General features: G+C 68.6%; 21 protein-coding genes. 14 read left to right on the top strand and 7 right to left on the bottom strand.

Annotated elements, in window-relative coordinates; translation table 11 throughout:
* Positions 1–72 precede the first annotated feature (72 nt).
* Positions 73–837, top strand: a complete 765-nt coding sequence (locus VEC04_RS06510) for an SDR family oxidoreductase (protein WP_324775036.1) — start codon at positions 73–75, stop codon at positions 835–837.
* A gap of 6 nt (positions 838–843) precedes the next feature.
* Here VEC04_RS06510 and VEC04_RS06505 read toward each other — a convergent pair whose 3' ends face one another.
* Complete coding sequence (locus VEC04_RS06505; RefSeq protein WP_324775033.1) at positions 844–2,490, bottom strand: peptide chain release factor 3; 1,647 nt, start codon at positions 2,488–2,490, stop codon at positions 844–846.
* Between the two features lie 161 nt (positions 2,491–2,651).
* Between VEC04_RS06505 and VEC04_RS06500 the strand changes: the two genes are divergently transcribed.
* Positions 2,652–2,783 carry a hypothetical protein gene (locus VEC04_RS06500; RefSeq protein ID WP_324775031.1) on the top strand — a complete coding sequence of 44 codons (132 nt, stop codon included), beginning with the start codon at positions 2,652–2,654 and terminating at the stop codon, positions 2,781–2,783.
* Here VEC04_RS06500 and VEC04_RS06495 read toward each other — a convergent pair.
* From VEC04_RS06495 to VEC04_RS06485, 3 genes are all read right to left on the bottom strand, one after another.
* Complete coding sequence (locus tag VEC04_RS06495) at positions 2,780–4,330, bottom strand: hypothetical protein (protein ID WP_324775029.1); 1,551 nt, start codon at positions 4,328–4,330, stop codon at positions 2,780–2,782. The genes VEC04_RS06500 and VEC04_RS06495 overlap by 4 nt on opposite strands.
* Before the next feature lie 67 nt (positions 4,331–4,397).
* A complete protein-coding gene (locus VEC04_RS06490; protein WP_324775064.1) occupies positions 4,398–4,778 on the bottom strand; it encodes a hypothetical protein in 381 nt (126 codons plus the stop codon).
* Positions 4,779–4,894: 116 nt separating this feature from the next.
* Complete coding sequence (locus VEC04_RS06485) at positions 4,895–5,245, bottom strand: DUF1491 family protein (RefSeq protein ID WP_324775026.1); 351 nt, start codon at positions 5,243–5,245, stop codon at positions 4,895–4,897.
* 56 nt (positions 5,246–5,301) lie between these two features.
* On the opposite strand from VEC04_RS06485, the gene VEC04_RS06480 reads away from it, so the two are divergent.
* From VEC04_RS06480 to VEC04_RS06440, 9 genes are all read left to right on the top strand, one after another.
* Positions 5,302–6,162: a hypothetical protein gene (locus VEC04_RS06480; protein ID WP_324775024.1), complete on the top strand. Its 861-nt coding sequence runs from the start codon at positions 5,302–5,304 to the stop codon at positions 6,160–6,162.
* A 94-nt stretch (positions 6,163–6,256) separates the two neighbouring features.
* Positions 6,257–7,894, top strand: a complete 1,638-nt coding sequence (fliF, locus tag VEC04_RS06475; RefSeq protein ID WP_324775023.1) for a flagellar basal-body MS-ring/collar protein FliF — start codon at positions 6,257–6,259, stop codon at positions 7,892–7,894.
* Positions 7,895–7,905: 11 nt separating this feature from the next.
* The gene (gene fliG / locus VEC04_RS06470; RefSeq protein ID WP_324775021.1) at positions 7,906–8,931 is read left to right on the top strand and encodes a flagellar motor switch protein FliG; all 1,026 of its coding nucleotides are present in this window, start codon (positions 7,906–7,908) and stop codon (positions 8,929–8,931) included.
* Position 8,932: 1 nt separating this feature from the next.
* Positions 8,933–9,601, top strand: a complete 669-nt coding sequence (locus tag VEC04_RS06465; RefSeq protein ID WP_324775019.1) for a flagellar assembly protein FlbE — start codon at positions 8,933–8,935, stop codon at positions 9,599–9,601.
* The gene (gene fliN / locus VEC04_RS06460) at positions 9,601–9,933 is read left to right on the top strand and encodes a flagellar motor switch protein FliN (RefSeq protein ID WP_324775017.1); all 333 of its coding nucleotides are present in this window, start codon (positions 9,601–9,603) and stop codon (positions 9,931–9,933) included. The genes VEC04_RS06465 and fliN overlap by 1 nt, the downstream gene beginning before the upstream one ends.
* Positions 9,934–9,969: 36 nt before the next feature.
* Entirely contained in the window at positions 9,970–11,364 is a 1,395-nt protein-coding gene (locus VEC04_RS06455; RefSeq protein WP_324775015.1) for a sigma-54 dependent transcriptional regulator, read from the top strand.
* A 2-nt stretch (positions 11,365–11,366) separates the two neighbouring features.
* Positions 11,367–12,269, top strand: coding sequence for a class A beta-lactamase (gene bla / locus VEC04_RS06450; RefSeq protein ID WP_324775013.1), 903 nt, complete (start codon positions 11,367–11,369; stop codon positions 12,267–12,269).
* Positions 12,266–14,380, top strand: coding sequence for a flagellar biosynthesis protein FlhA (flhA, locus tag VEC04_RS06445; protein WP_324775010.1), 2,115 nt, complete (start codon positions 12,266–12,268; stop codon positions 14,378–14,380). Before bla ends, flhA begins: the two co-directional genes overlap by 4 nt.
* 53 nt (positions 14,381–14,433) lie before the next feature.
* Positions 14,434–14,988, top strand: a complete 555-nt coding sequence (locus VEC04_RS06440; protein ID WP_324775007.1) for an SRPBCC domain-containing protein — start codon at positions 14,434–14,436, stop codon at positions 14,986–14,988.
* Here the strand turns inward: VEC04_RS06440 and VEC04_RS06435 are convergent, their stop codons facing one another.
* A complete protein-coding gene (locus tag VEC04_RS06435) occupies positions 14,989–15,702 on the bottom strand; it encodes a hypothetical protein (protein WP_324775005.1) in 714 nt (237 codons plus the stop codon).
* A 114-nt stretch (positions 15,703–15,816) separates the two neighbouring features.
* Between VEC04_RS06435 and VEC04_RS06430 the strand changes: the two genes are divergently transcribed.
* The 3 genes from VEC04_RS06430 (at position 15,817) to VEC04_RS06420 (ending at position 17,940) form a co-directional block, all read left to right on the top strand.
* Positions 15,817–17,193 (top strand): sensor histidine kinase, encoded by a 1,377-nt coding sequence (locus tag VEC04_RS06430; protein WP_324775004.1) that lies wholly within the window; start codon positions 15,817–15,819, stop codon positions 17,191–17,193.
* Complete coding sequence (locus VEC04_RS06425) at positions 17,193–17,660, top strand: NUDIX domain-containing protein (protein WP_324775002.1); 468 nt, start codon at positions 17,193–17,195, stop codon at positions 17,658–17,660. The genes VEC04_RS06430 and VEC04_RS06425 overlap by 1 nt, the downstream gene beginning before the upstream one ends.
* Positions 17,661–17,754: 94 nt before the next feature.
* Positions 17,755–17,940 (top strand): CsbD family protein, encoded by a 186-nt coding sequence (locus VEC04_RS06420; RefSeq protein ID WP_324774999.1) that lies wholly within the window; start codon positions 17,755–17,757, stop codon positions 17,938–17,940.
* Between the two features lie 57 nt (positions 17,941–17,997).
* On the opposite strand, the gene VEC04_RS06415 is transcribed toward VEC04_RS06420, so the two are convergent.
* Complete coding sequence (locus VEC04_RS06415; RefSeq protein WP_324774997.1) at positions 17,998–18,507, bottom strand: hypothetical protein; 510 nt, start codon at positions 18,505–18,507, stop codon at positions 17,998–18,000.
* 35 nt (positions 18,508–18,542) lie between these two features.
* Complete coding sequence (locus VEC04_RS06410) at positions 18,543–19,721, bottom strand: VWA domain-containing protein (protein WP_324774995.1); 1,179 nt, start codon at positions 19,719–19,721, stop codon at positions 18,543–18,545.
* Between the last annotated feature and the right edge of the window lie 3 nt (positions 19,722–19,724).

The following is a 19,724-nucleotide window of genomic DNA, read 5'->3' as shown; positions in this document are numbered from 1 at the left end:
GGCCGGACTCCGCCAGAAGCGCCGTGTGGGGCATGCGAGATCCGGGCTCCCCCAACGAACGCGGAGCCCCTCATGTCCATTCTCGCCGGCAAGGTCGCCATCGTCACGGGAGCTAGCTCTGGCATCGGCGAGGCGACAGCGCGCCTCTTCGCCCGCGAGGGCGCGGCGGTGGTCGTTTCCGCGCGCCGTGAGCCGGAACTCGACCGCCTTGTCCACTCCATCGCCTCCCAGGGCGGCCGGGCCGTTGCCGTGGCGGGAGACGTTCGTGACGAGGCCGTCGCCGAACGGCTGGTGGCCGTGGCCGTCGATCGGTTCGGCGGTCTCGACATCGCCCTTAACAACGCCGGTTCGGTTGGCGACAACGAGCCGGTCACGGAGATCGCACTGGACCGGTGGCGAGCGACGCTTGAGATCAACCTCACCGGCGCCTTCCTCGGCGCCAAGCACCAGATTCCAGCGATGCTTGATCGCGGCGGCGGCTCGCTGATCCTGACTTCCAGCTTTGTCGGCCACACTATCGGCATGCCCGGAATGGGCGCCTACGCCGCCGCCAAGGCCGGGATGATCGGTCTGACCAGGGTCATCGCCGCAGAGTTCGGGGCCAGGGGAGTCCGCTGCAACGCCCTCCTGCCCGGCGGTACGGATACGCCAGCCGGCCGCGAGTTCGCCAATACGCCGGAAATCATCGCCTTCGTCGAAGGCATGCACGCCCTGAAGCGGATGGCCCATCCCGACGAGATCGCCCGGGCGGCGCTGTTCCTCGCCTCGGACGCCTCAAGCTTCGTAACCGGCAGCGCCATGCCCGTGGACGGAGGCGTATCGATCAACAAGGCCTGAGCGGGCTCAGCCCCGCTCCTTCGTCTTCGTGAAGGCTACCTGCGGGAACCGCTCCATCACATAGCCGGTCTCCCAGCTCGACTTGGCGAGGAAGACCGGGTCGTCGTCGATGTCGCGGGCCATCTGGCCGCGGTACTTGCCCATGAAGTCCTCGAGATCGGCCTTGGCGCCGCCGATCCAGCGGGCCTCGGCCCAGGGCGAGGGTTCGAACACGACCTCCAGCCCGTATTCCTCGCCCAGCCGGTCGGCCATGACCTCGAATTGCAGCTGGCCGACGGCGCCGACGATGAAGTCCGAACCCAGCTCGGGGCGAAACAGCTGGGTCACGCCCTCCTCGGCCAGGCCGTCCAGCGCCTTCTTCAGATGCTTGGCCTTGAGCGGATCCTTGACCCGGACCCGCTGCAGGATTTCCGGCGCGAAGTTGGGCAGGCCGGCGAAGCGGATCAGTCCGCTCTCCGACAGGCTGTCGCCGACGCGCAGCACGCCGTGGTTCGGAATGCCGATGACGTCGCCGGCGAAGGCGTCCTCGGCCAGTTCGCGGTCCGAGGCGAAGAACATGATCGGGGCGTTCACCGACAGCTGCTTGCCGGTGTTCTGCACCTTCAGCTTCATGCCGCGGCGGAACTGGCCCGAGGCCATGCGGAACATGGCGATGCGGTCGCGGTGGTTGGGGTCCATGTTGGCCTGGACCTTGAACACGAAACCGGTCACCTCTGCCGCACCGGGCTCCACGGTCAGATCGACCGGGGCGGGGGCGTTGCGGGTCTCCGGCGGGGCTTCCTTGCGCGCCTTCATGACCTTGGGCGCCGGGGCCCATTCGCCGATCGCGGCCAGCAGTTCGTCGATGCCGAAGTGGCGCAGGGCCGAGCCCCACAGCACCGGCGTCATATGGCCCTCGAGGAAGGACTGGCGGTCGAAGGTCGGATAGCCCGCCTCGACCAGCTCCTGCGCCTCCATCAGGGCCTCGTGCTCGCCCTCCTCGAAATAGCGGCCGGCCTCGGTCAGCGGCAGGGCTTCCGGGTGGGGCACGTCCTCGGCGGCGCCGGCGGGCTTGCGGGCGTAGGGCTGGAACCTGCCCGTGCCCATCTCGACCATGCCGCGCAGACGATTGCCGCTCTCCGCCGGCCACCAGATCGGGGCGGGGTCCAGCTGCAGCCGGCTGGCGATTTCGTCCAGCAGGGCCATAGGGTCCCGGGCCTCGCGGTCCAGCTTGTTGATGAAGGTGATGATCGGGATGTCGCGCAGGCGGCAGACCTCGAAAAGCTTCAGCGTCTGCGGCTCGATGCCCTTGGCCGCGTCCAGCACCATGATGGCGCAGTCGGCCGCCGTCAGGGTGCGGTAGGTGTCTTCCGAGAAGTCCTCGTGGCCCGGCGTGTCCAGCAGGTTGAACATCTTGGCCCCACCGTCTTTCGTGGTGTGCTCGAACGTCATCACCGACGCCGAGACGGAGATGCCGCGTTCCTTCTCGATCTTCATCCAGTCGGACTGGGTGCGCCGGTTCTCGCCGCGCGCACGCACGGCGCCGGCCGCGCGGATGGCTCCGCCGGCCAGCAGGATGTGCTCGGTCAGCGTGGTCTTGCCGGCGTCGGGGTGCGCGATGATGGCGAAGGTCCTGCGGCGCAGGGCCTCCTGTTCGAGGGTGAGCTTCGACATGTTCTATCCGTTGGGTCGCGCGAGTTACCCCGGACGGGCCCGGATGTCACCCGATGCGTATACCCCCTCGCAACGAAGGGCTTTCGGAGTCATTGTCGTGTCAGGCGAGACGCCCGGTCACGCAATCGGGCGCCGCCTTTGGAAACGCAAAAGGAACGGCCATGGCTCACGACCATCCCGCCGACCCCCGCCCTGAAGGCGGTCCCCACCCCGCCGTCAGCCTGATCGTCGGCTTCGGCGTCATCGTCCTCGGCGCGACCGTGGTGCACGTGGTTTTCAACGTGCTGGTCTAGGCCTCGGGCGGAGCCGGCTCCTCACCCTCGCCGTCACCCTCCTCCGGGACTTCGTCGGCGGAGGCCGCCTCCAGTTCTTCGGCGGTGAGCGGTCGCTGCCGGTTTTTCGCACGGTCCATCAACCCGGCGGCCATCTCGGCGGCGCGGCCCCCGTGTGCGGCATTGGCCAGGGGCCGCAGCAGGATCACGGCCTCGTCGAACTCTTCCGCCTGCATCATGGCGTTGGCGTATCCGAGGCGGATCGCCGCGAGTTGGGGGGCGAGCTGAAAGGCCTGATCCCAGGTTACGAGATCGTTCTCGGTCGGATAATTCTCTTCCACCTGCCGCGACTCCGCCAGCAGCTGCAGCGTGTAGTACTGCGCCGGATCGGCGGCATAAGCGCGCGCAAGGTAGCTCCGGGCCTGCCTCATCAGGGATACCGCCGCCTCAGGTCGCTCTTCGGCGAGGCGCATGAACCGGGTCGCCATCAGTTGTAGCGCCTCGATGTTCTCTGGCTCCTGCTCGAGAAGGCGGAGCAGGACACCTTCCCCCGCTTCCGGATCACCGAAATGCAATTCGGCGTGGCCGAGCTGGAGCATGGCGAAGGGGTCGCCGGGATGCCGGGCCGCCAAACGGCGGACGAGTTCGGCGGTCTCCGCCCGTTTGTCTTCAGCAACCCCGATTTTCAGCCGCTGGCCGATAAGCAGCAGATCGTCGGCCGAGCGGGGTAGCCGCGTGACCGTTATCGGCGTCTCGGGAAATTCCGCCGTATAGTGCTCGATCGTGAGCCTGCGGTAGCGACGGAGTTCCTGACGGATCTGGTCCATTGTCAGGCCTGTCGCCTTTTCCATCGCGGCGACGGATTCCCCACCCTGCTGAATGTCCCGGATATAGGCGGCCAACTGGGCGCGGCGGGTGTCGTCGCTCATGAACCAGTGGGTCATCAGCCAGGCCACCGGATAGTAGCTGGGTTGATGGGTGCGGCGCACTTCGCCGACCCGTTTGGTCAGGAGATCTTCGAGCGGCAGCCAGGTCGCGTCGAACAGCCCATACACCCGGCCCTCGTTGTACCCGCCGATCTTGACGGAGGTCTCCGAGACCTCCGCGGTCATGAAATACTCGGCGAGACCCTCAAGCAGCCAGGCCGGATACCCTGCCGTGGACGCCATCTGATAGCTGAAGTGGTGGAAATACTCGTGGAAGAGATAGTCCTGTTCGCGATCGTTGAAGGCGGCGGCGAAAATATCCTCCCCGACCGGGAAATAGGTCCCGGCCACGTTCTGGCCGCTCGTCGGATTGATCTGCAGCAGGCCCGATCGACCATTCACCAGATAGATCGGCAGCTTCCGGCCGGCGGTCTCGGCTGGCAAACCCATGCGCGCCCGCAGGATGAAATCGTAAATCTCGAGATTGCGGATGTACCGTCGCAGGGCGTGTTCGCTGCCCTGGGAATAGACGACGAAATGCGGGCTTTCCGCCTTGCGCCATTCGGCATGAGCAGGGCTCGCGGCGGATGCCGCAAGGATCGCGATCGCGAACAGGATCGCGCGCTTCAGGCCTTTGAACATCGAAATCCTCCACCCCTGGAGGGACAACCTACCGTTGGACGGAAGCCTTGTCCAAATCGAGCGGAGCCTACGCCGCCAGCCGCATCCACACGGCCTTGTCGGCGGCGACGGCGTCGAGCTTGCCCTTGGCCGCGCGGTTCTTGAGCTGACGCATAACCGGATCGGGCAGGGCGCAGAACTGCGGCTCGACCAGATCAGGGTCGCAGGCCGCCGCGGGCGCCGCGAACAGGGCGGCGTTGATCTCCGGCGAGCGGTCGTGGATCAGCCACGCCAGACGGCGCGCCCGCTCCGGGTCGTTGTGGTGCAGCAGCGGGTCTTCGGCGAACAGCTCGCAGCCCAGCGTCAGCACATAGTCGAAGCCCAGCTTCTCGAACCGGCGCGCGTCGCCGGGCGTGACCGGGCAGGTCTCGTCCAGGTCGAACACAACGTCGTTCAGAAGAAAGAGCATCGAAAACACCCGTCATCTCCGGGCTCATTGCGGCCCGTTAGATGAGACCATAGGGGCAGGCGCTTGAGGTTCCGTTCCCGAACGTCGTTAAGGATTTCGCACTGGCGGCGGCGGCGTTAACCCCCCGGTTTGATCTCCGGCTCCGCCACCTTCTCGGTGATGAAATGACGCCCCTCGCGGTCCTCGATCTCGATGATCCAGAGGTCGGGATCGTGTCGGATCTGGCGCTGCAGATACTCGTCCAGTTCGCTCTCGAACTCGCTCTCGACCGGCTGCATCCACAACCGCTCGCCGTCCGGTCCGAAAGCCTCACTATAAAGTCTGGCGTGGCGGTTCCTCGTGTCGAACGCCTTGACGATGACCGTCCCCGCGCGGGCGTCGCCCTTGCGCGCCACCGTGGCGAAGGCCCCCGCCAGTTCGGCGCGGCGGATGAGGGCGGAGACCCACAGCTCGGTGGAAAGAAGCAATTCGCTAACCCTGCTCGGAAACCGGACCGGAACGCGTGGCGCGTAGGGTGCGGCGCATGACGATAGGGCAGAACGCCACCGCCGCCAAAGCCGTCCTCCTCGCCGCCGCTGTGCTGGCGACGCCGGGGCAGGCCTGGGCGGGGCCCGCCGACACCTATTACGAACGCGCCTTCGTGGTCGCCGCCGACGCCCGCTGCGGACTGTTCGGCGACCGCGTCGATGCCGCCCTCGGCGCCGCCACGGCCCAAGCGCGCGGCGCCGCCCTGCGCTCCGGCGCCGCCGAGGCCGACCTCGACGCGGTCGCCGCCCGGGCCCGCTCGCGCGCCGGCGCCGTGTCGTGCCGCGATCCCCAACTGGCCCTTGTGCGCGACCGCGTCGACGGAGCCTTCTCCGGCTGGACCCGCACGCCGCGCATGACCTTCGCAGGCGAGCGCCAACCGTGGATCGCCGACCGCACCAAATGGACCCGGCCCGGCTGGCGGCTGAAGCAGGCCTCCCGCGTCGGGGCCTCACCGGTGACCTTCGGTTTCGGCGGCGAGGCGGACGCCTCCGTTCTGACCGCCGTGGTCTCCTTCGTCGGCCGGTCCCGTCCCTATGCGGCGCGGATCGTCTTCCGCGACGACGCCAGGGCCCCCCGCGCCTGGCTGTCCGGCGGCGGTCTGGCTCCGGCGTCGTCGCGCGCCAGCGTCTGGGCCACCGGCGTCTCGGCCGCCGCCCCCGCCCTGCTCGCCGAGGGCCGCCGCTCAGGCGACGCCTGGCGGTTCCCGGCCTCGGCCGCCGATCGTCTGGCCCGTCTCGATCCGCGCGAGATATTCCTGGTCGAGTTCCATTTCCGCGACGGCAGCGTGGCCAAGGCTCGCTTCGAAGTCGGCGATTTCGCCGCCGGCCGCGCCTTCATGGCCATGGGCGCGCTGTAAGAGCTCCGCCCCTTAACGGCTCGTTTACCACGAACACGGCAGTTTCTGCCTAGCGGGCGTCGGTATGCACCCGTGAGTATTCGGGGCGGGACGCGTGGGCGGCTTCACGGCGGCGTTGCAGAGATTCGGGATCGGTCGCCTGACCGTGGTGCTGGGCGTCGCCGCCGGCGTCGCGGCCGTGCTGGTGGCGGTCATGCTGCGCATCGGCCAGGCCCCCGACGCCCTGCTGTATTCCAACCTCGACCTGCGCGAAGCCTCCGAGATCACCACCGCGCTGGACAGCGCCGGCATCAAATATTCCTCGAAGGGCGACGGCTCGACCATCTTCGTCAGCCGCGACAAGGTCGGCGAGGCCCGCCTGCTGGTCGCCGGCAAGGGCCTCGTGACCTCCGGCTCGGTCGGCTACGAAATCTTCGACAACCAGTCGGTGCTGGGCCAGACCGAGTTCCAGCAGAACCTCAACGAGAAGCGCGCCCTCGAGGGCGAACTGGCCCGCACCATCATGGACATGCGGGGCATCACCTCGGCCCGGGTCCTGATCGCCTTGCCGTCGCGCCAGCTGTTCCAGACCGCCGCCGCCGACCCGACGGCCTCGGTGGTCGTCGGCGTCACCGGCGGGACCCTGACCGGCGCCCAGGTCCAGGCCATCCGCAACGTGGTCGCCTCGGCCGTGCCCAACCTGAAGCCGGAAAAGGTCACCCTGACCGACACGGCCAACCGCACCCTCGCCGCCGGTTCCGACGCCGAGGGCTTCAACGCCGCCTCCGCCGAGGAGGCCAAGACCTCGACCGAGGCCCAGCTGCAGGCGCGCATCAAGGACATCGTCGAGGGCGTCGTCGGCGTCGGCGCGGCCCGCGTCGTCGTCACCGCCGACATCGATCACAGCCGCTCCACCACCCAGGAACAGCGCTTCGACCCGGACGGCCAGGTCGTCCGCTCGACCTCGTCGAACGGCTCGGAGAGCGCCGACACCACCGGTGTCAACGACGGCGGAGCAACGGCGACCAACAACATCCCGGGCGGCGCCGATCCGGCCGCCACTCCCATCGGCTCGCGCGACACCCAGACCAACGAGACCACCAACTACGAGATCTCAAACACCACCACGACGACCGTCAAGGAAGCCGGCGAGGTCAAGAAGCTGGCCGTTTCGGTCGCCGTCGACGGCCGCTGGACGCCCGCCGCCAACGGCCGGGGCGAACCGACCTATGCGCCCCGAAGCGAACAGGAGATCGCCCAGATCAGGTCGCTGGTCGCCGCCGCCGTCGGCATCGACGAGGCCCGCGGCGACAAGCTCGAGGTCCAGAACGTCCGCTTCGCCCGCGAGGTCGCCCCGGCGGGCGGGGTCGAGGCCGGCTCGTCGCTGTTCGACTTCACCAGGAACGACCTGATGCGCGGCGTCGAGCTGCTGGTCCTGCTGATTACCGGCGTGCTGCTGATCTTCTTCGTCCTGCGCCCCCTGCTGAAGTCGGCCTCGGGCGGTGGTCAGCAGTCCCAGCTAGCCGGGCCCGGCGGCGTGCCGGTGACGCCGCTGCAGACCACCATCATGGGCGGGGTCCAGATGCCCCAGCTCGCGGGCCCGCTGCCGCCCTCCGAGATGGAGCAGCGGCTCGACATCGCCCGCATCGAGGGACAGGTGAAGGCCTCCTCCGTCAAGAAGGTCGCCGACTTCGTCGAGAAACATCCTGACGAGTCTACCTCCATCCTGCGCAGCTGGGTGCATGAGGGTTGATGGCGGCGCGGATGGTCAGCAAGAAACCCGCAGTGGACGACGTCAGGAAGCTGACGGGTCCGGAAAAGGCCGCCGTCATCCTGCTGTCGCTGGGCGAGGACCACACCCGCCTCTGGCAGAGCCTCGACGAGGACGAGATCAAGGAAATCTCCCAGGCGATGGCGTCGCTGGGCACCGTCAGCGCCCAGGTGGTCGAGGAGCTGATGGTCGAGTTCGTCTCGGGCATGAGCGGCTCGGGCGCGGTCATGGGCAGCTACGAGCAGACCCAGCGCCTGCTGACCGCCTTCATGCCCGCCGAGCGGGTCGAGGCCCTGATGGAGGAAATCCGCGGCCCCGCCGGCCGCACCATGTGGGACAAGCTCGGCAATGTGAACGAGGCCGTCCTCGCCAACTATCTGAAGAACGAATACCCGCAGACCGTCGCGGTGGTCCTGTCCAAGATCAAGGCCGATCACGCCGCCCGGGTGCTGACCGCCCTGCCCGAGGACTTCGCCCTGGAATGTGTCCAGCGCATGCTGCGCATGGAGCCGGTGCAGCGCGAAATCCTCGACAAGATCGAGCAGACCCTGCGCACCGAATTCATGTCCAACCTGGCCCGCACTTCGAAGCGCGACAGCCACGAGATGATGGCCGACATCTTCAACAGCTTCGACCGCCAGACGGAGGCCCGCTTCATCGGCGCGCTGGAGGAACGCAACCGTGAGGCGGCCGAGCGGATCCGCGCCCTGATGTTCGTCTTCGAGGATCTCGCCAAGCTGGACCCCGGCGGCATCCAGACCCTGCTCCGCGCGGTCGAGAAGGACTCCCTCGCCCTCGCCCTGAAGGGCGCCTCGGAAGCCCTGCGCGAATTGTTCTTCTCCAACATGTCCGAGCGGGCCTCGAAGATCATGCGCGAAGACATGGAGAGCATGGGTCCCGTCCGCCTCAAGGATGTCGACCAGGCGCAGATGGCGATGGTCCAGGTCGCCAAGGACCTCGCCGCCAAGGGCGAGATCATGCTGGTCGGGCAAGGCGCAGACGACGAGCTGATCTACTGACATGACCGCTCGTCCCTCCAGCACCCCCTTCTCCTTCGACACCGAGTTCGACGCCTCGGGCGTGGTCGTGCAGCCGTCGGCCTTCCGCCCTATCCGCCGGGCCTACGCGCCGACGGAGGTCGAGGCCCTCGTCGCCCAGGCCCGGCTCGAAGCCCGCAACGAAGCGTTGGCCGAGACCGGGAGCCTCCAGGCCATGGCCCTGTCGGCGATCGGCCAGGCCCTGACCGCCGCCGTCCCCGCCCTGGCCCACGTCGCCCGCGCCCATCGCGAGCAGTCGGCGGAACTGGCTCTCGCGGCCGCCCGCGTCGTCGCCTCGGCCGCCCTGGACCGTTTCCCCGCCGGTCCCTTGCAGGCGGCGCTCGAGGCTCTCGGCCAGGAAATCGATTCCTCGCCCCGCCTTGTCATCCGCACCGGTCAACTCGACGACGCCAACCGCGCCCGCGTCGAACAGCTGTGCGCCGACGCCGGTTTCTCGGGCGTGGTGGCCTTCCGCGACGAGCCGGGTCTGCCGCCCGCGTCCTTCCAGCTGGAGTGGGCCGACGGCCGCGCCGAGTTCGACGCCGACGCCGCCTTCGCCCGCATGAACGAGGCCCTCGCCTCCGCCCTCGCCGCCGAGGCCGGCCACGCTGAAACCCTGACCCCCGACACCTCACTGGAAGGGAGGCCGTAATGGCGTCCGACACCATGGCCCTGGAGGAGTTTCCCGACTCCACCGCGATCACCGTCAATGACGAGGCGGCGGACAAGACCGCCAGCGACCTGGCCCCGGTCTTCGACGTGCCGGTCAACATCTCGGCTGTGCTCGGCAAGGCGCACATGTCCGTCGCCCAGCTGCTCAAGCTGAATCGCGGCTCGGTGCTCGAGCTGGACCGCAAGGTCGGCGAGGCTATCGACATCTTCGTCAACAACCGGCTGGTCGCCCGCGGCGAGGTCGTCGTCGTCGAGGACCGGCTGGGCGTGACCATGACGGAAATCATCAAGACGGAAGACAGCGGCGCCTGATCGGCGACGCCTGGTAAAGATTAGAGGAGAAGACCCATGCGGCTTCTGGTGGTTGGCAGGCTCAGCGGACAGCTGGCGACGGCGGTGAAGATGGCCATGGCGCACGGCGCCAAGGTGCAGCACGTCGAGCGCGGCGATCAGGCGACGGAACAGCTCCGTCGCGGGCAGGGCGCCGACCTGCTGATGGTCGACTACCGCGTCGACATCGCCGCCCTGATCGCCGCCAACGAGGCCGAGCGCATCTACGTGCCGGTGGTCGCCTGCGGGGTCGACGCCGACGCCGCCGACGCCGCCGGGGCCATCCGCGCCGGCGCCAAGGAATTCATCCCCCTGCCGCCCGAGGCCGATCTGATCGCCGCCGTCCTGTCGGCCGTCGCCGACGACGAGCGCCCGCTGATCTCGGCCGACCCGTCGATGAAGGCTGTCATCCAGCTGGCCGACCAGGTCGCCCGCTCGGAAGCCTCGATTCTGATCACCGGCGAAAGCGGCGTCGGCAAGGAGGTCATGGCCCGCTACCTGCACGCCGGATCGAAGCGGTCCGAGCGGCCCTTCATCAGCGTCAATTGCGCAGCCATCCCCGACAACCTGCTGGAATCCGAGCTGTTCGGACACGAGAAGGGGGCCTTCACGGGGGCCATGGCCCGCCGCATCGGCAAGTTCGAGGAGGCCGACGGCGGCACCCTGCTGCTGGACGAAATCTCCGAAATGGACGTCCGCCTTCAGGCCAAGCTGCTGCGCGCCCTGCAGGAACGGGTCATCGACCGCGTCGGCGGGACCAGGCCCGTGCCGGTCAACATCCGCATCATCGCCACCTCGAACCGCGACCTCGCCAAGTCGGTGGCCGAAGGGACATTCCGCGAGGACCTGCTCTACCGCCTCAATGTCGTGAACCTGCGCCTGCCGGCGCTGCGCGAACGGCCGGGCGACATCGCCGTGCTGGCCGACCACTTCGTCAAGAAATACGCCGCCGCCAACGGCGTGTCGGTGCGCCCGATCTCGGCGGACGCGAAGCGGGCGCTGGTCTCGCACCGCTGGAACGGCAACGTTCGCGAGCTGGAGAACGCCATGCACCGCGCCGTGCTGCTGGCGGTCGGGCCCGAGATCGACGTCGAGGCCATCCGCCTGCCCGACGGCCAGCCGCTGTCCATGGGCGGGCACGGCGCCGCGCCCGACGCCGGCGTGGCCGGCCGCGCCGCCCACGTCGCCGACGCCGTCACCCGCGCCCACGTCGGTCAGACGGTGGCGCAGATGGAGAAGACGTTGATCCTCGACACGCTGTCGCACTGCCTCGGCAACCGCACCCACGCGGCCAACATCCTCGGCATCTCCATCCGCACCCTTCGCAACAAGCTGAACGAGTACGCCGACGAGGGGACGAGGATCCCGGCCCCGCAGTCGGGCATCGCCGCCTCCGGCTACGCGGCGGCCTGACCATGATCCGCGCGGACCGCAGAAGCGTTCTGACCGGCCTGGGCGCGCTGGGCCTGATCGGCTGTTCGCGCCGGCCTGAAGCCGCGGCGGCCGATGTGGTCCCGCCCCGGTCCATCGCCGTCGACTTCGCCCCGCTCGAAGCGCGCCACGGCGGCCGGCTCGGCCTCGCCGCCTTCGTTCCGGGCGGCGACCGGGTCGACTGGCGCGCGTCGGAGCGGTTCGTCTACTGCTCGACCTTCAAGATGTATCTCGCCGCCGCGACGCTGGAGCGCGTCCAGCGCGGCGAGGAGCGGCTCGACCGCATGGTGCCGGTCACACAGGCCGACATGGTCAGCCACGCCCCGGTCACCGAGCCCGCCATCGGCTCGAGCCTGTCCGTCGAGACGCTGTGCAAGGCCGTCGTCGAGGTCAGCGACAATCCCGCCGCCAACATCCTGATCCGCGAACTCGGCGGCATCGACGCCCTGCGCGCCTGGTACCGCTCGATCGGCGACAAGAGCACCACGGTCGATCGCCTCGAGCCGATGATGAACCGCCTCGACGGCGACAAGGACACCATCGCCCCCGGCCAGTCGGCCGCGAACCTGCACCGTCTGTTCATCGCCGACGAGACGCCGCTGACGCCGGAAAACAAGGCCCGGCTGCTCGGTTGGATGTTCGACTCCCCGACCGGCGCGGCCCGCATCAAGGCCGGGGTTCCGCCGGGCTACCGGGTCGCCCACAAGACCGGCACCGGCGGCTATGGCCCGACCAACGACATCGGGATCGTCTACCCGTCTTCGGGCGCGCCGGTGATCATCGCCGTCTACTACCACGGCGTCAGCGCCTCGACCGGCGTGCAGAACGAGGCGGTCATCGCCGACGCGACCCGCATGACACTCGCCGCCCTCGGCCACGCCGCATGAGCGACGCCGCCGCCATCATGATGAAGGACGGCATGGCCCGCCCCAGCGGCCGCGACATGCTCGGCTGGATCGCCCGCGGCGAGGTCGGCATGGCGGTCGGCGTCATCGGCGTCATCCTGCTGCTGATCCTGCCGATCCCCGCCTTCCTGATGGACATGCTGCTGGCGCTGTCGCTGGTCTCGAGCGTGCTGATCCTGATGACCGCGGTGATGATGAAGAAGCCGCTGGACTTCGCCATCTTCCCCACCGTCCTGCTGGTGTCGACCCTGTTCCGCCTCGGGCTGAACCTCGCCTCGACCCGGCTGGTGCTCAGCCACGGCCACGAGGGTCCCGGCGGCGCGGGTCAGGTGATCCAGGCGTTCGGCAGCCTGATGATGGGCGGCAGCTTCATCATTGGCATCATCATCTTCGCCATCATCCTGGTGGTGAACTTCGTGGTCATCACCAAGGGCTCGACCCGCATCGCCGAGGTCTCGGCCCGCTTCACCCTGGACTCCATGCCGGGCAAGCAGATGGCAATCGACGCCGACCTGTCGTCGGGTCTGATCAACGAGGAGCAGGCCAAGTCGCGCCGCAAGGAACTGGAGCAGGAATCGACCTTCTTCGGGGCCATGGACGGCGCCTCGAAATTCGTCCGCGGCGACGCCGTCGCGGGCCTGATCATCGTCTTCATCAACGTTATCGGCGGCATCCTGATCGGCGTCATCCAGCATCAGATGCCGATCGGCGATGCGGCCGATTCCTACGTCGCCCTGACCATCGGCGACGGTCTGGTGACCCAGGTCCCGGCCATCATCATCTCGATCGCCGCCGGCTTCCTGGTGTCCAAGGCGGGGGTCGAGGGCACGGCCGACAAGGCGCTGGTCGCCCAGCTGGCCACCAACCCGGTCAGCCTCGGCGTCGTCTCCGGCGCCGCGGGCCTGATCGGCCTGATCCCCGGCATGCCGATCCTGCCGTTCGCGGCTCTCGCCATCGGCACGGGCATTATGGCTTGGCGCCTCGGCCGCCAGCGGCTCAAGCCGAGGCCGACCGAGGCCGAACTGAGCGCCGCCGCCGCCACGCCCAGGGAAGACGTCGAGGAGCCGATCGGCACCGCGCTGACCATCGACGAAGTCAAGATTGAGCTGGGCTATTCGCTGCTGTCGCTGATCAACGATCTGGAAGGTCGCCGCCTGACCGACCAGGTCCGCGCCCTGCGCCGCTCGCTGGCCCAGGAGTACGGCTTCGTCATGCCGTCGGTGCGCATCCTCGACAACATGCGCCTCGGCACCCAGGGCTACGCCATCCGCATCAAGGAGATGGAGGCCGGGTCGGGCGAGGTGCGTCTCGGCTCGCTGATGGCCATGGATCCGGCCGGCCGTCAGGTCGAACTGCCCGGCGAACACACCCGCGAGCCCGCCTTCGGCCTGCCCGCCACCTGGATCGACGAAAGCCTGCGCGAGGAGGCCACCTTCCGCGGCTACACCATCGTCGACCCCTCGACGGTGCTGACCACCCACCTGACCGAAATCCTCAAGGAGAACATGGCCGAGCTGCTCTCCTACGCCGAGGTGCAGAAGCTGCTGAAGGAAATGGGGCCGGAAGAAAAGAAGCTGGTCGACGAGCTGATCCCGTCCGTGGTCACGGTCACCACCCTGCAGCGGGTGCTCCAGTCCCTGCTGCGCGAGAAGGTCTCGATCCGCGATCTCGGCGCCATTCTCGAGGGCCTCGCCGAGGCGGCGCCGCACACCAGCTCTGTCACCACCCTGGTCGAGCACGTCCGCGCCCGGCTGGCCCGACAGCTGTGCTGGCAGCACAAGGGCGACGACGGCGCCCTGCCCATCGTCACCCTGTCGCCCGACTGGGAGCAGGCCTTCGCCGAGGCGCTGGTGGGCTCAGGCGAGGACAAGCAGCTGGCCATGGCGCCGTCGCGCCTGCAGGACTTCATCCGCGCCGTCCGCGACGTGTTCGAGCGGGCCGCCATGGCCGGCGAAACGGCTGTTCTGCTTACGGGGCCGCAGGTCCGCCCCTACGTCCGCTCCATCATCGAACGCTTCCGCGGCCAGACGGTGGTGATGAGCCAGAACGAGGTCCACCCCAAGGCCCGCCTGCGGACCATCGGGACGGTCTAGGGAAATCCGCCGCCTCGGATATAAGGATGGCTCCGCTTTTGAGGGAGGGTTCCATGCGCCTGCTGCTCCTTGTCGCCGCCCTGGGCGTGCTTTCGGCCGCTCCCGCCGCGGCCCAGACCGCAGGCGGCCTTGTCGACACCTCCAGCGTCGAGTCGAACGGCCACCGGATCATCCAGCTGTCGGTCGAGATTCCGGCGCCGCCGTCCGAGGTCTGGTCCGCCCTGACCACCTCGGAAGGCTGGCGCCGGCTGGGCGTCAGCTTCGCCGACGTCGACTTCCGCACCGGCGGCGTCATTGAGACGGGCTACGCCCCGGGCGCAACGGCCGGCTCCCCCGGCAATATCGGCAACCAGATCGTCGCCTACGTGCCCGGTCGCATGCTCGCCATCCGCAACGTCCAGGCCCCGCCCGGATTTCCGCACGCGGCCGAGTTCGCGCAGACGGCCACGGTCATGGAGCTTGACCCGCTCGGCGAGGACCGCACCCGCGTGACCCTGACAGCCACGGGCTTCGCACCCGGTGCAGCCTACGATACGCTCTACGGCTTCTTCCACCAAGGCAATGGCCAGACCCTGGAGATGCTGCGCGACAGCTTCGCGGACGAGTGACTAGTCCGCCTCGGTCCAGCCCCCCGCCGACGCCGCCCGCGCCACGTCGTTGGCCGGCCGCGCGATCAGGCCCGACTGGGTGATCCACACCTCGTAGCGAGCGCCGTCGGCCATCGGCATATAGGCGCCGCCGCCGTAGAGGGTGTCGACCGCGTCGACGTACTGGCGGTATTTCCGCGCCGTGTTCCAGGCGCTGACCTTCCACGGCATCCACTCCGGCCCCGCCTCATCACCCCCGCTCAGCGGGTGCACGCTGCGCGCCCCGTTGATCTCCTGCTCGATCGACTGGTAGCGGCCCGACAGCCGGTCCAGCCGGTATTGCGTGTCCAGCCCCAGCACATTGGCCCACGGCTTCCACTTCAGCACCTGGGCCTCGATCCGCCATTCGTCGCCGTGCAGCGGGTAGAGATTGCTGACCGCCGGGGCGTTTTCGCCGCGCGCCGGCTGCATCACGGTGGCTTCGAAATACTGCGGGCCCAGCTGGCGGGTCTCGATCGTCGCCACCGGCCGCTCATAGGTCAGGCGGGAATAAGTCTGTATGTCCAGACCTAGCAGGGCCGCGACCATGGCCGCGGCGATGAAGCCCGCGCCGCCGACCCCGCCCAGCAGACCGCTGAAGAACCGGCCCCTGATCAGCGCGCCCAGACCCTTGAACAGCAGCACCAGCCCGATGAGTCCGACCAGCGCCGGCGCGATCCACCACCACCAAACCATGTTCTCACTCCCGCCCCTGACCGAACGATCTTTACCCTAAATCCGCAGAACGGGGACGGTTTCCCTCCGCGGGCGACTGGACAGGCCAAAACGCGCCGCTAATGCTCGCGCCTGATGTTTTCGGCCCTCCGCCCGTCCCTGCCCGCCCTGCTCCGGTTTGCGCGGACGCCGAGCATCGGTCGATCAATCGTCGCCCTGCTGGCCGGGGCCATCCTGCTGCTGCTGGCGGTGAACATGGCGACCTTCGTCATGATCCAGCGCACGGCGGCCTTCAACGACCAGGTCGAGCGTTCGCAGCAGGTCCGTCGCGCCGCCGGCAACCTGTTGCTTTCGCTGGTCGACGCCGAAACCAGCCAGCGAGGCTATTTGCTCTCCGGCAGTCCCGAATTCCTTGTCCCCTACAATCGCGCCGAGATCACCGTTCCGGAGCAGATGGACGAACTCGAGCGGCTCGCCGCCGGCGACCCCCAACTCGAGGCGCATGTCGCCGCCATGCTCGAGGCCGTCCGCGACAAGCTCGCCGAACTCGACCGCTCGGTGGCCCTGTCGCGAACCGGCCGCACCGGCGAGGCCGTGCAAATGGTCCGTTCGGGATCGGGCCGGGCGCTGATGGAATCGATCCGCGAGCGGATGGCGACCATCGACGAGGTCGAGAACGAGCGGTTCACCGTCCGCACCAGACAGTCCGAGCTCGGCCTGACCCTCACGCTGTGGGCCAATGCGCTCGGCGGGATGCTGGTGCTGGTGCTGGCCGGGATCATGATCTGGCTGGTCCGCCGCTACGTCGCCGAGATCCAGACCGCGCGCGACACCCTCGACCGCATGAACGCCGGACTGGAAGGCCAGGTCCGCGACCGCACCGCCGAACTGACCCGCGCCCGCGATCGCGCCGAGGCCATGCTGCGCGAGGTCAACCACCGCGTCGGCAACTCGCTGCAGCTGGTCTCCAGCTTCATGTCGCTGCAACTGCGCCATCTCGCCGACGACGGCGCCCGCGCGGCCCTGAAGGAGTCCCAGGCGCGTATCGAGGCCGTGGCTCACGTGCACCGCCGCCTCTACACCTCCGACGACATGTCCTCGGTGGCCATGGACGAATATCTCGAAGGCCTGATCGCCGAGCTCGGCAAGTCGCTGGCGCCCGGCAAGGGTTCACCAACCCTGACGCTCGAGGCCGCGCCGCTGAGCGTCTCGACCGACCAGGCTGTGTCGCTCGGGGTCATCGTCACCGAACTCGTCACCAACGCCGTCAAATACGCCTACGGTCCCGGCCAGGCTGGCGAGATCCGCATCATTCTCGAACCCGGGAGCAAGGGCCGCGCCTGGCTGACGGTCGAGGACGACGGCCCGGGCCTCGGCGACGGCAAGCCCCGCGGCACGGGCCTCGGCGGCAGGATCGTTTCGGCCATGGCCTCCGGCCTGCGTTCGAAGGTCGAATACGACCCGGACCACCCGGGCGTGCGCGCCCGGCTGGCTTTCGATCTCCAGCCCTGATGCGCCAGGCTCGCTCCATGCTCCAGTTCGGCCAACCCGACCCGTCCCTCGACTATGCGCCGCGGCCGACGGCGTTCGGGCTCGTCTTCCAGGGCGGCAAGCTGGCCTGCGTCCGGGTCGACCGCGGCGACGCCAGCTATTTCGACCTGCCCGGCGGCGCCATCGACGGCGACGAGACCGGCGAACAGGCCCTCATCCGCGAATTCGTCGAGGAGACCGGCATGGCCGTCCGGCCCTTCGCCCCCATCGCCGAGGCCGCCCAGTATTTCCGCAAGTCGGATGGGACCCCCGTCAACAACATCGGCGCCTTCTGGATCGCCGAGCAGCTGTCGCTCGATCCGTCCGCCAAGGTGGAGGCCGACCACGAACTGGTCTGGCTTCACCCGCACACGGCGCTCAACGAACTCCGCCACGACGCCCACGCATGGGCCGTCGCCGTCTGGCTTCGTCGGCACGCCCAGGGCTGAATCCTTTGACGCGCAGTACGGGAACGGCGCCGCTGTCCTGGTGGTTCGGACTCCATGCGCGGCGGTTTCGGCCGCGTCAGCAAGGAGTTCGACAATGCCCGATCATGATCGAGTTGAAGGCGCCGCCAGGAACATGGGCGGCAAGGCCAAGGAAGCGGCCGGCAAGGTCACCGGCGACGAGAAGCTGAAGGCGGAGGGCAAGGCCGACCAGATGTCCGGCAAGGTCCAGAACGCGGTCGGCGGGATGAAGGACTCCCTGCGAGACGACAAGCGTCACTGATCCGGTCCTGACCATCCAGCGCCGCGCTCCTCACGGGGCGCGGCGTTCGCGTGCCCGCTAGTCGTCGTCCCCGCCCAGCCGGAACCTCAGCCCCTCCTCGGCGGGCTCGCTGCCGTCGGCCGGCCGGCATTCCTCAACCCAGGTCACGCCGCCTTCGCGCTGCGCCCGCGGACGGGTTTCGCAGGTCCGGTCGACCAGCCGGGGTCCGCTCGGAGCGGCTCGCCCGGGCGCGCCGCACTGCAGGGCGTAGCGGTCGCCCGCCGCCTCCTGCCGGCATCGGTCGGCGGCCTCGGCGGTCGCCATTCCTCCGGGCAGGGCGGCGTCGAGCGCCAGCGCGGCGCGGACCCGCGCCTGACAGGCCTCCAGGCTCTCGTTGGCCTTGCGCATCAGCGGGCTGCACTCCGACCGCTCATAGCCATAGGGATCGGCCCGGGCCCAATCGGGCAGGGCGGGCCCGGCAGGCGCGGGCGTCGCGGCGGCGACCGGCGCGGGGGCAGCCGGTTCCTGCCACACCACCTGGCCCGTGGCGGCCTGTTGCAGGACGGCGGCGGCGACGATGGCGAGCATGACAGACCTCCTGGAACGTAGCGTCCGAAACTAGCCTATTTGGCGAGCGCCCGCATCGCCTTCTCCAATCCGGCCAGCGTCAGCGGATACATCCGCTCGTCGACCAGTTCGCGGATCATCCCGACCGAGGCCGAATAGCTCCAGTAGCGTTCCTGCGACGGGTTCAGCCACGCGACCTTGTCCCACTGCTGCGTCGCGCGTTTCAGCCACACCGCCCCTGCCTCCTCGTTCCAGTGCTCGACCGAACCGCCGGGCATGGTCACCTCATAGGGACTCATGGTGGCGTCGCCGACGAAGATGGCCCGCCAGTCGGCCGGGTATTTGTGCAGCAGGTCCCAGGTCGGGATCTTCTCGCTGTGCCGGCGCCGATTGTCCTTCCACACCCCCTCGTAGAGGCAGTTGTGGAAGTAGAAGAACTCCAGGTGCCTGAACTCGCTCCTCGCGGCCGAGAACAGCTCCTCGCACATCTTCACATGGGCATCCATCGAACCGCCGATGTCGAGGAACAGCAGCACCTTGATCGTGTTGCGCCGCTCGGGCCGCATGTGGATGTCCAGCCAGCCTTGCCGCGCCGTGCCGTCGATCGTGGCGTCCATGTCCAGTTCGTCCGGCGCGCCCTGTCGGGCGAACCGCCTCAGCCGGCGCAGCGCCACCTTGATGTTGCGGGTGCCCAGCTCGACCTGGTCGTCGAGGTTCCGGTACTCGCGCTTCTCCCACACCTTGACCGCGCGGCCCTGCCGTCCCGGCCCGCCGATGCGCACGCCCTCGGGATTGTAGCCGCCGTGTCCGAATGGGCTGGTTCCGCCGGTGCCGATCCATTTCGAGCCGCCCTCGTGCCGGCCCTTCTGTTCCTCGAGCCGCTGCTTCAGCGTCTCCATCAGCTTGTCGAAGCCCCCAAGTGCCTCGATCTGCGCCTTCTCTTCATCGGTGAGGTATTTCTCGGTCAGCAGCCGCAGCCAGTCCTCCGGGATGTCGGTGATCAGGTTCTCGCCCGCCCCGACCGTCTCGACCCCCGCGAACACCTTGCCGAACACCTGATCGAAGCGGTCGTAGTGTTTCTCGTCCTTGACCAGCACCGCCCGCGACAGGTGGTAGAAATCGTCCACCTTCCGTCCGGCCACATCCCGGTCCATGGCCTCCATCAGATGGAGCCATTCCTTCATCGACACGGGCACTTTCGCTTCGCGCAGGGCTGTGAAGAAGGGGAGGAGCATGGC

The organism is Brevundimonas sp. (assembly GCF_035626535.1).
Classification (GTDB): domain Bacteria; phylum Pseudomonadota; class Alphaproteobacteria; order Caulobacterales; family Caulobacteraceae; genus Brevundimonas.
The sequence above is the reverse complement of the archived record's forward strand: the minus strand, read 5'-3'. Positions and strand labels throughout refer to the sequence as shown.

Bases quoted from the DNA above. Each gene is read 5' to 3' on its own strand.
- VEC04_RS06495 (WP_324775029.1), bottom strand. From the start codon at position 4,330: ATGTTCAAAGGCCTGAAGCGCGCGATCCTGTTCGCGATCGCGATCCTT.
- VEC04_RS06465 (WP_324775019.1), top strand. From the start codon at position 8,933: ATGACCGCTCGTCCCTCCAGCACCCCCTTCTCCTTCGACACCGAGTTC.
- bla (WP_324775013.1), top strand. From the start codon at position 11,367: ATGATCCGCGCGGACCGCAGAAGCGTTCTGACCGGCCTGGGCGCGCTG.
- VEC04_RS06425 (WP_324775002.1), top strand. From the start codon at position 17,193: ATGCGCCAGGCTCGCTCCATGCTCCAGTTCGGCCAACCCGACCCGTCC.
- VEC04_RS06440 (WP_324775007.1), top strand. From the start codon at position 14,434: ATGCGCCTGCTGCTCCTTGTCGCCGCCCTGGGCGTGCTTTCGGCCGCT.
- VEC04_RS06410 (WP_324774995.1), bottom strand. From the start codon at position 19,721: ATGCTCCTCCCCTTCTTCACAGCCCTGCGCGAAGCGAAAGTGCCCGTG.
- fliG (WP_324775021.1), top strand. From the start codon at position 7,906: ATGGTCAGCAAGAAACCCGCAGTGGACGACGTCAGGAAGCTGACGGGT.
- VEC04_RS06505 (WP_324775033.1), bottom strand. From the start codon at position 2,490: ATGTCGAAGCTCACCCTCGAACAGGAGGCCCTGCGCCGCAGGACCTTC.
- VEC04_RS06510 (WP_324775036.1), top strand. From the start codon at position 73: ATGTCCATTCTCGCCGGCAAGGTCGCCATCGTCACGGGAGCTAGCTCT.
- fliN (WP_324775017.1), top strand. From the start codon at position 9,601: ATGGCGTCCGACACCATGGCCCTGGAGGAGTTTCCCGACTCCACCGCG.
- VEC04_RS06480 (WP_324775024.1), top strand. From the start codon at position 5,302: ATGACGATAGGGCAGAACGCCACCGCCGCCAAAGCCGTCCTCCTCGCC.
- VEC04_RS06435 (WP_324775005.1), bottom strand. From the start codon at position 15,702: ATGGTTTGGTGGTGGTGGATCGCGCCGGCGCTGGTCGGACTCATCGGG.
- VEC04_RS06500 (WP_324775031.1), top strand. From the start codon at position 2,652: ATGGCTCACGACCATCCCGCCGACCCCCGCCCTGAAGGCGGTCCCCAC.
- VEC04_RS06430 (WP_324775004.1), top strand. From the start codon at position 15,817: ATGTTTTCGGCCCTCCGCCCGTCCCTGCCCGCCCTGCTCCGGTTTGCG.
- VEC04_RS06455 (WP_324775015.1), top strand. From the start codon at position 9,970: ATGCGGCTTCTGGTGGTTGGCAGGCTCAGCGGACAGCTGGCGACGGCG.
- VEC04_RS06420 (WP_324774999.1), top strand. From the start codon at position 17,755: ATGCCCGATCATGATCGAGTTGAAGGCGCCGCCAGGAACATGGGCGGC.
- VEC04_RS06415 (WP_324774997.1), bottom strand. From the start codon at position 18,507: ATGCTCGCCATCGTCGCCGCCGCCGTCCTGCAACAGGCCGCCACGGGC.
- flhA (WP_324775010.1), top strand. From the start codon at position 12,266: ATGAGCGACGCCGCCGCCATCATGATGAAGGACGGCATGGCCCGCCCC.
- VEC04_RS06490 (WP_324775064.1), bottom strand. From the start codon at position 4,778: ATGCTCTTTCTTCTGAACGACGTTGTGTTCGACCTGGACGAGACCTGC.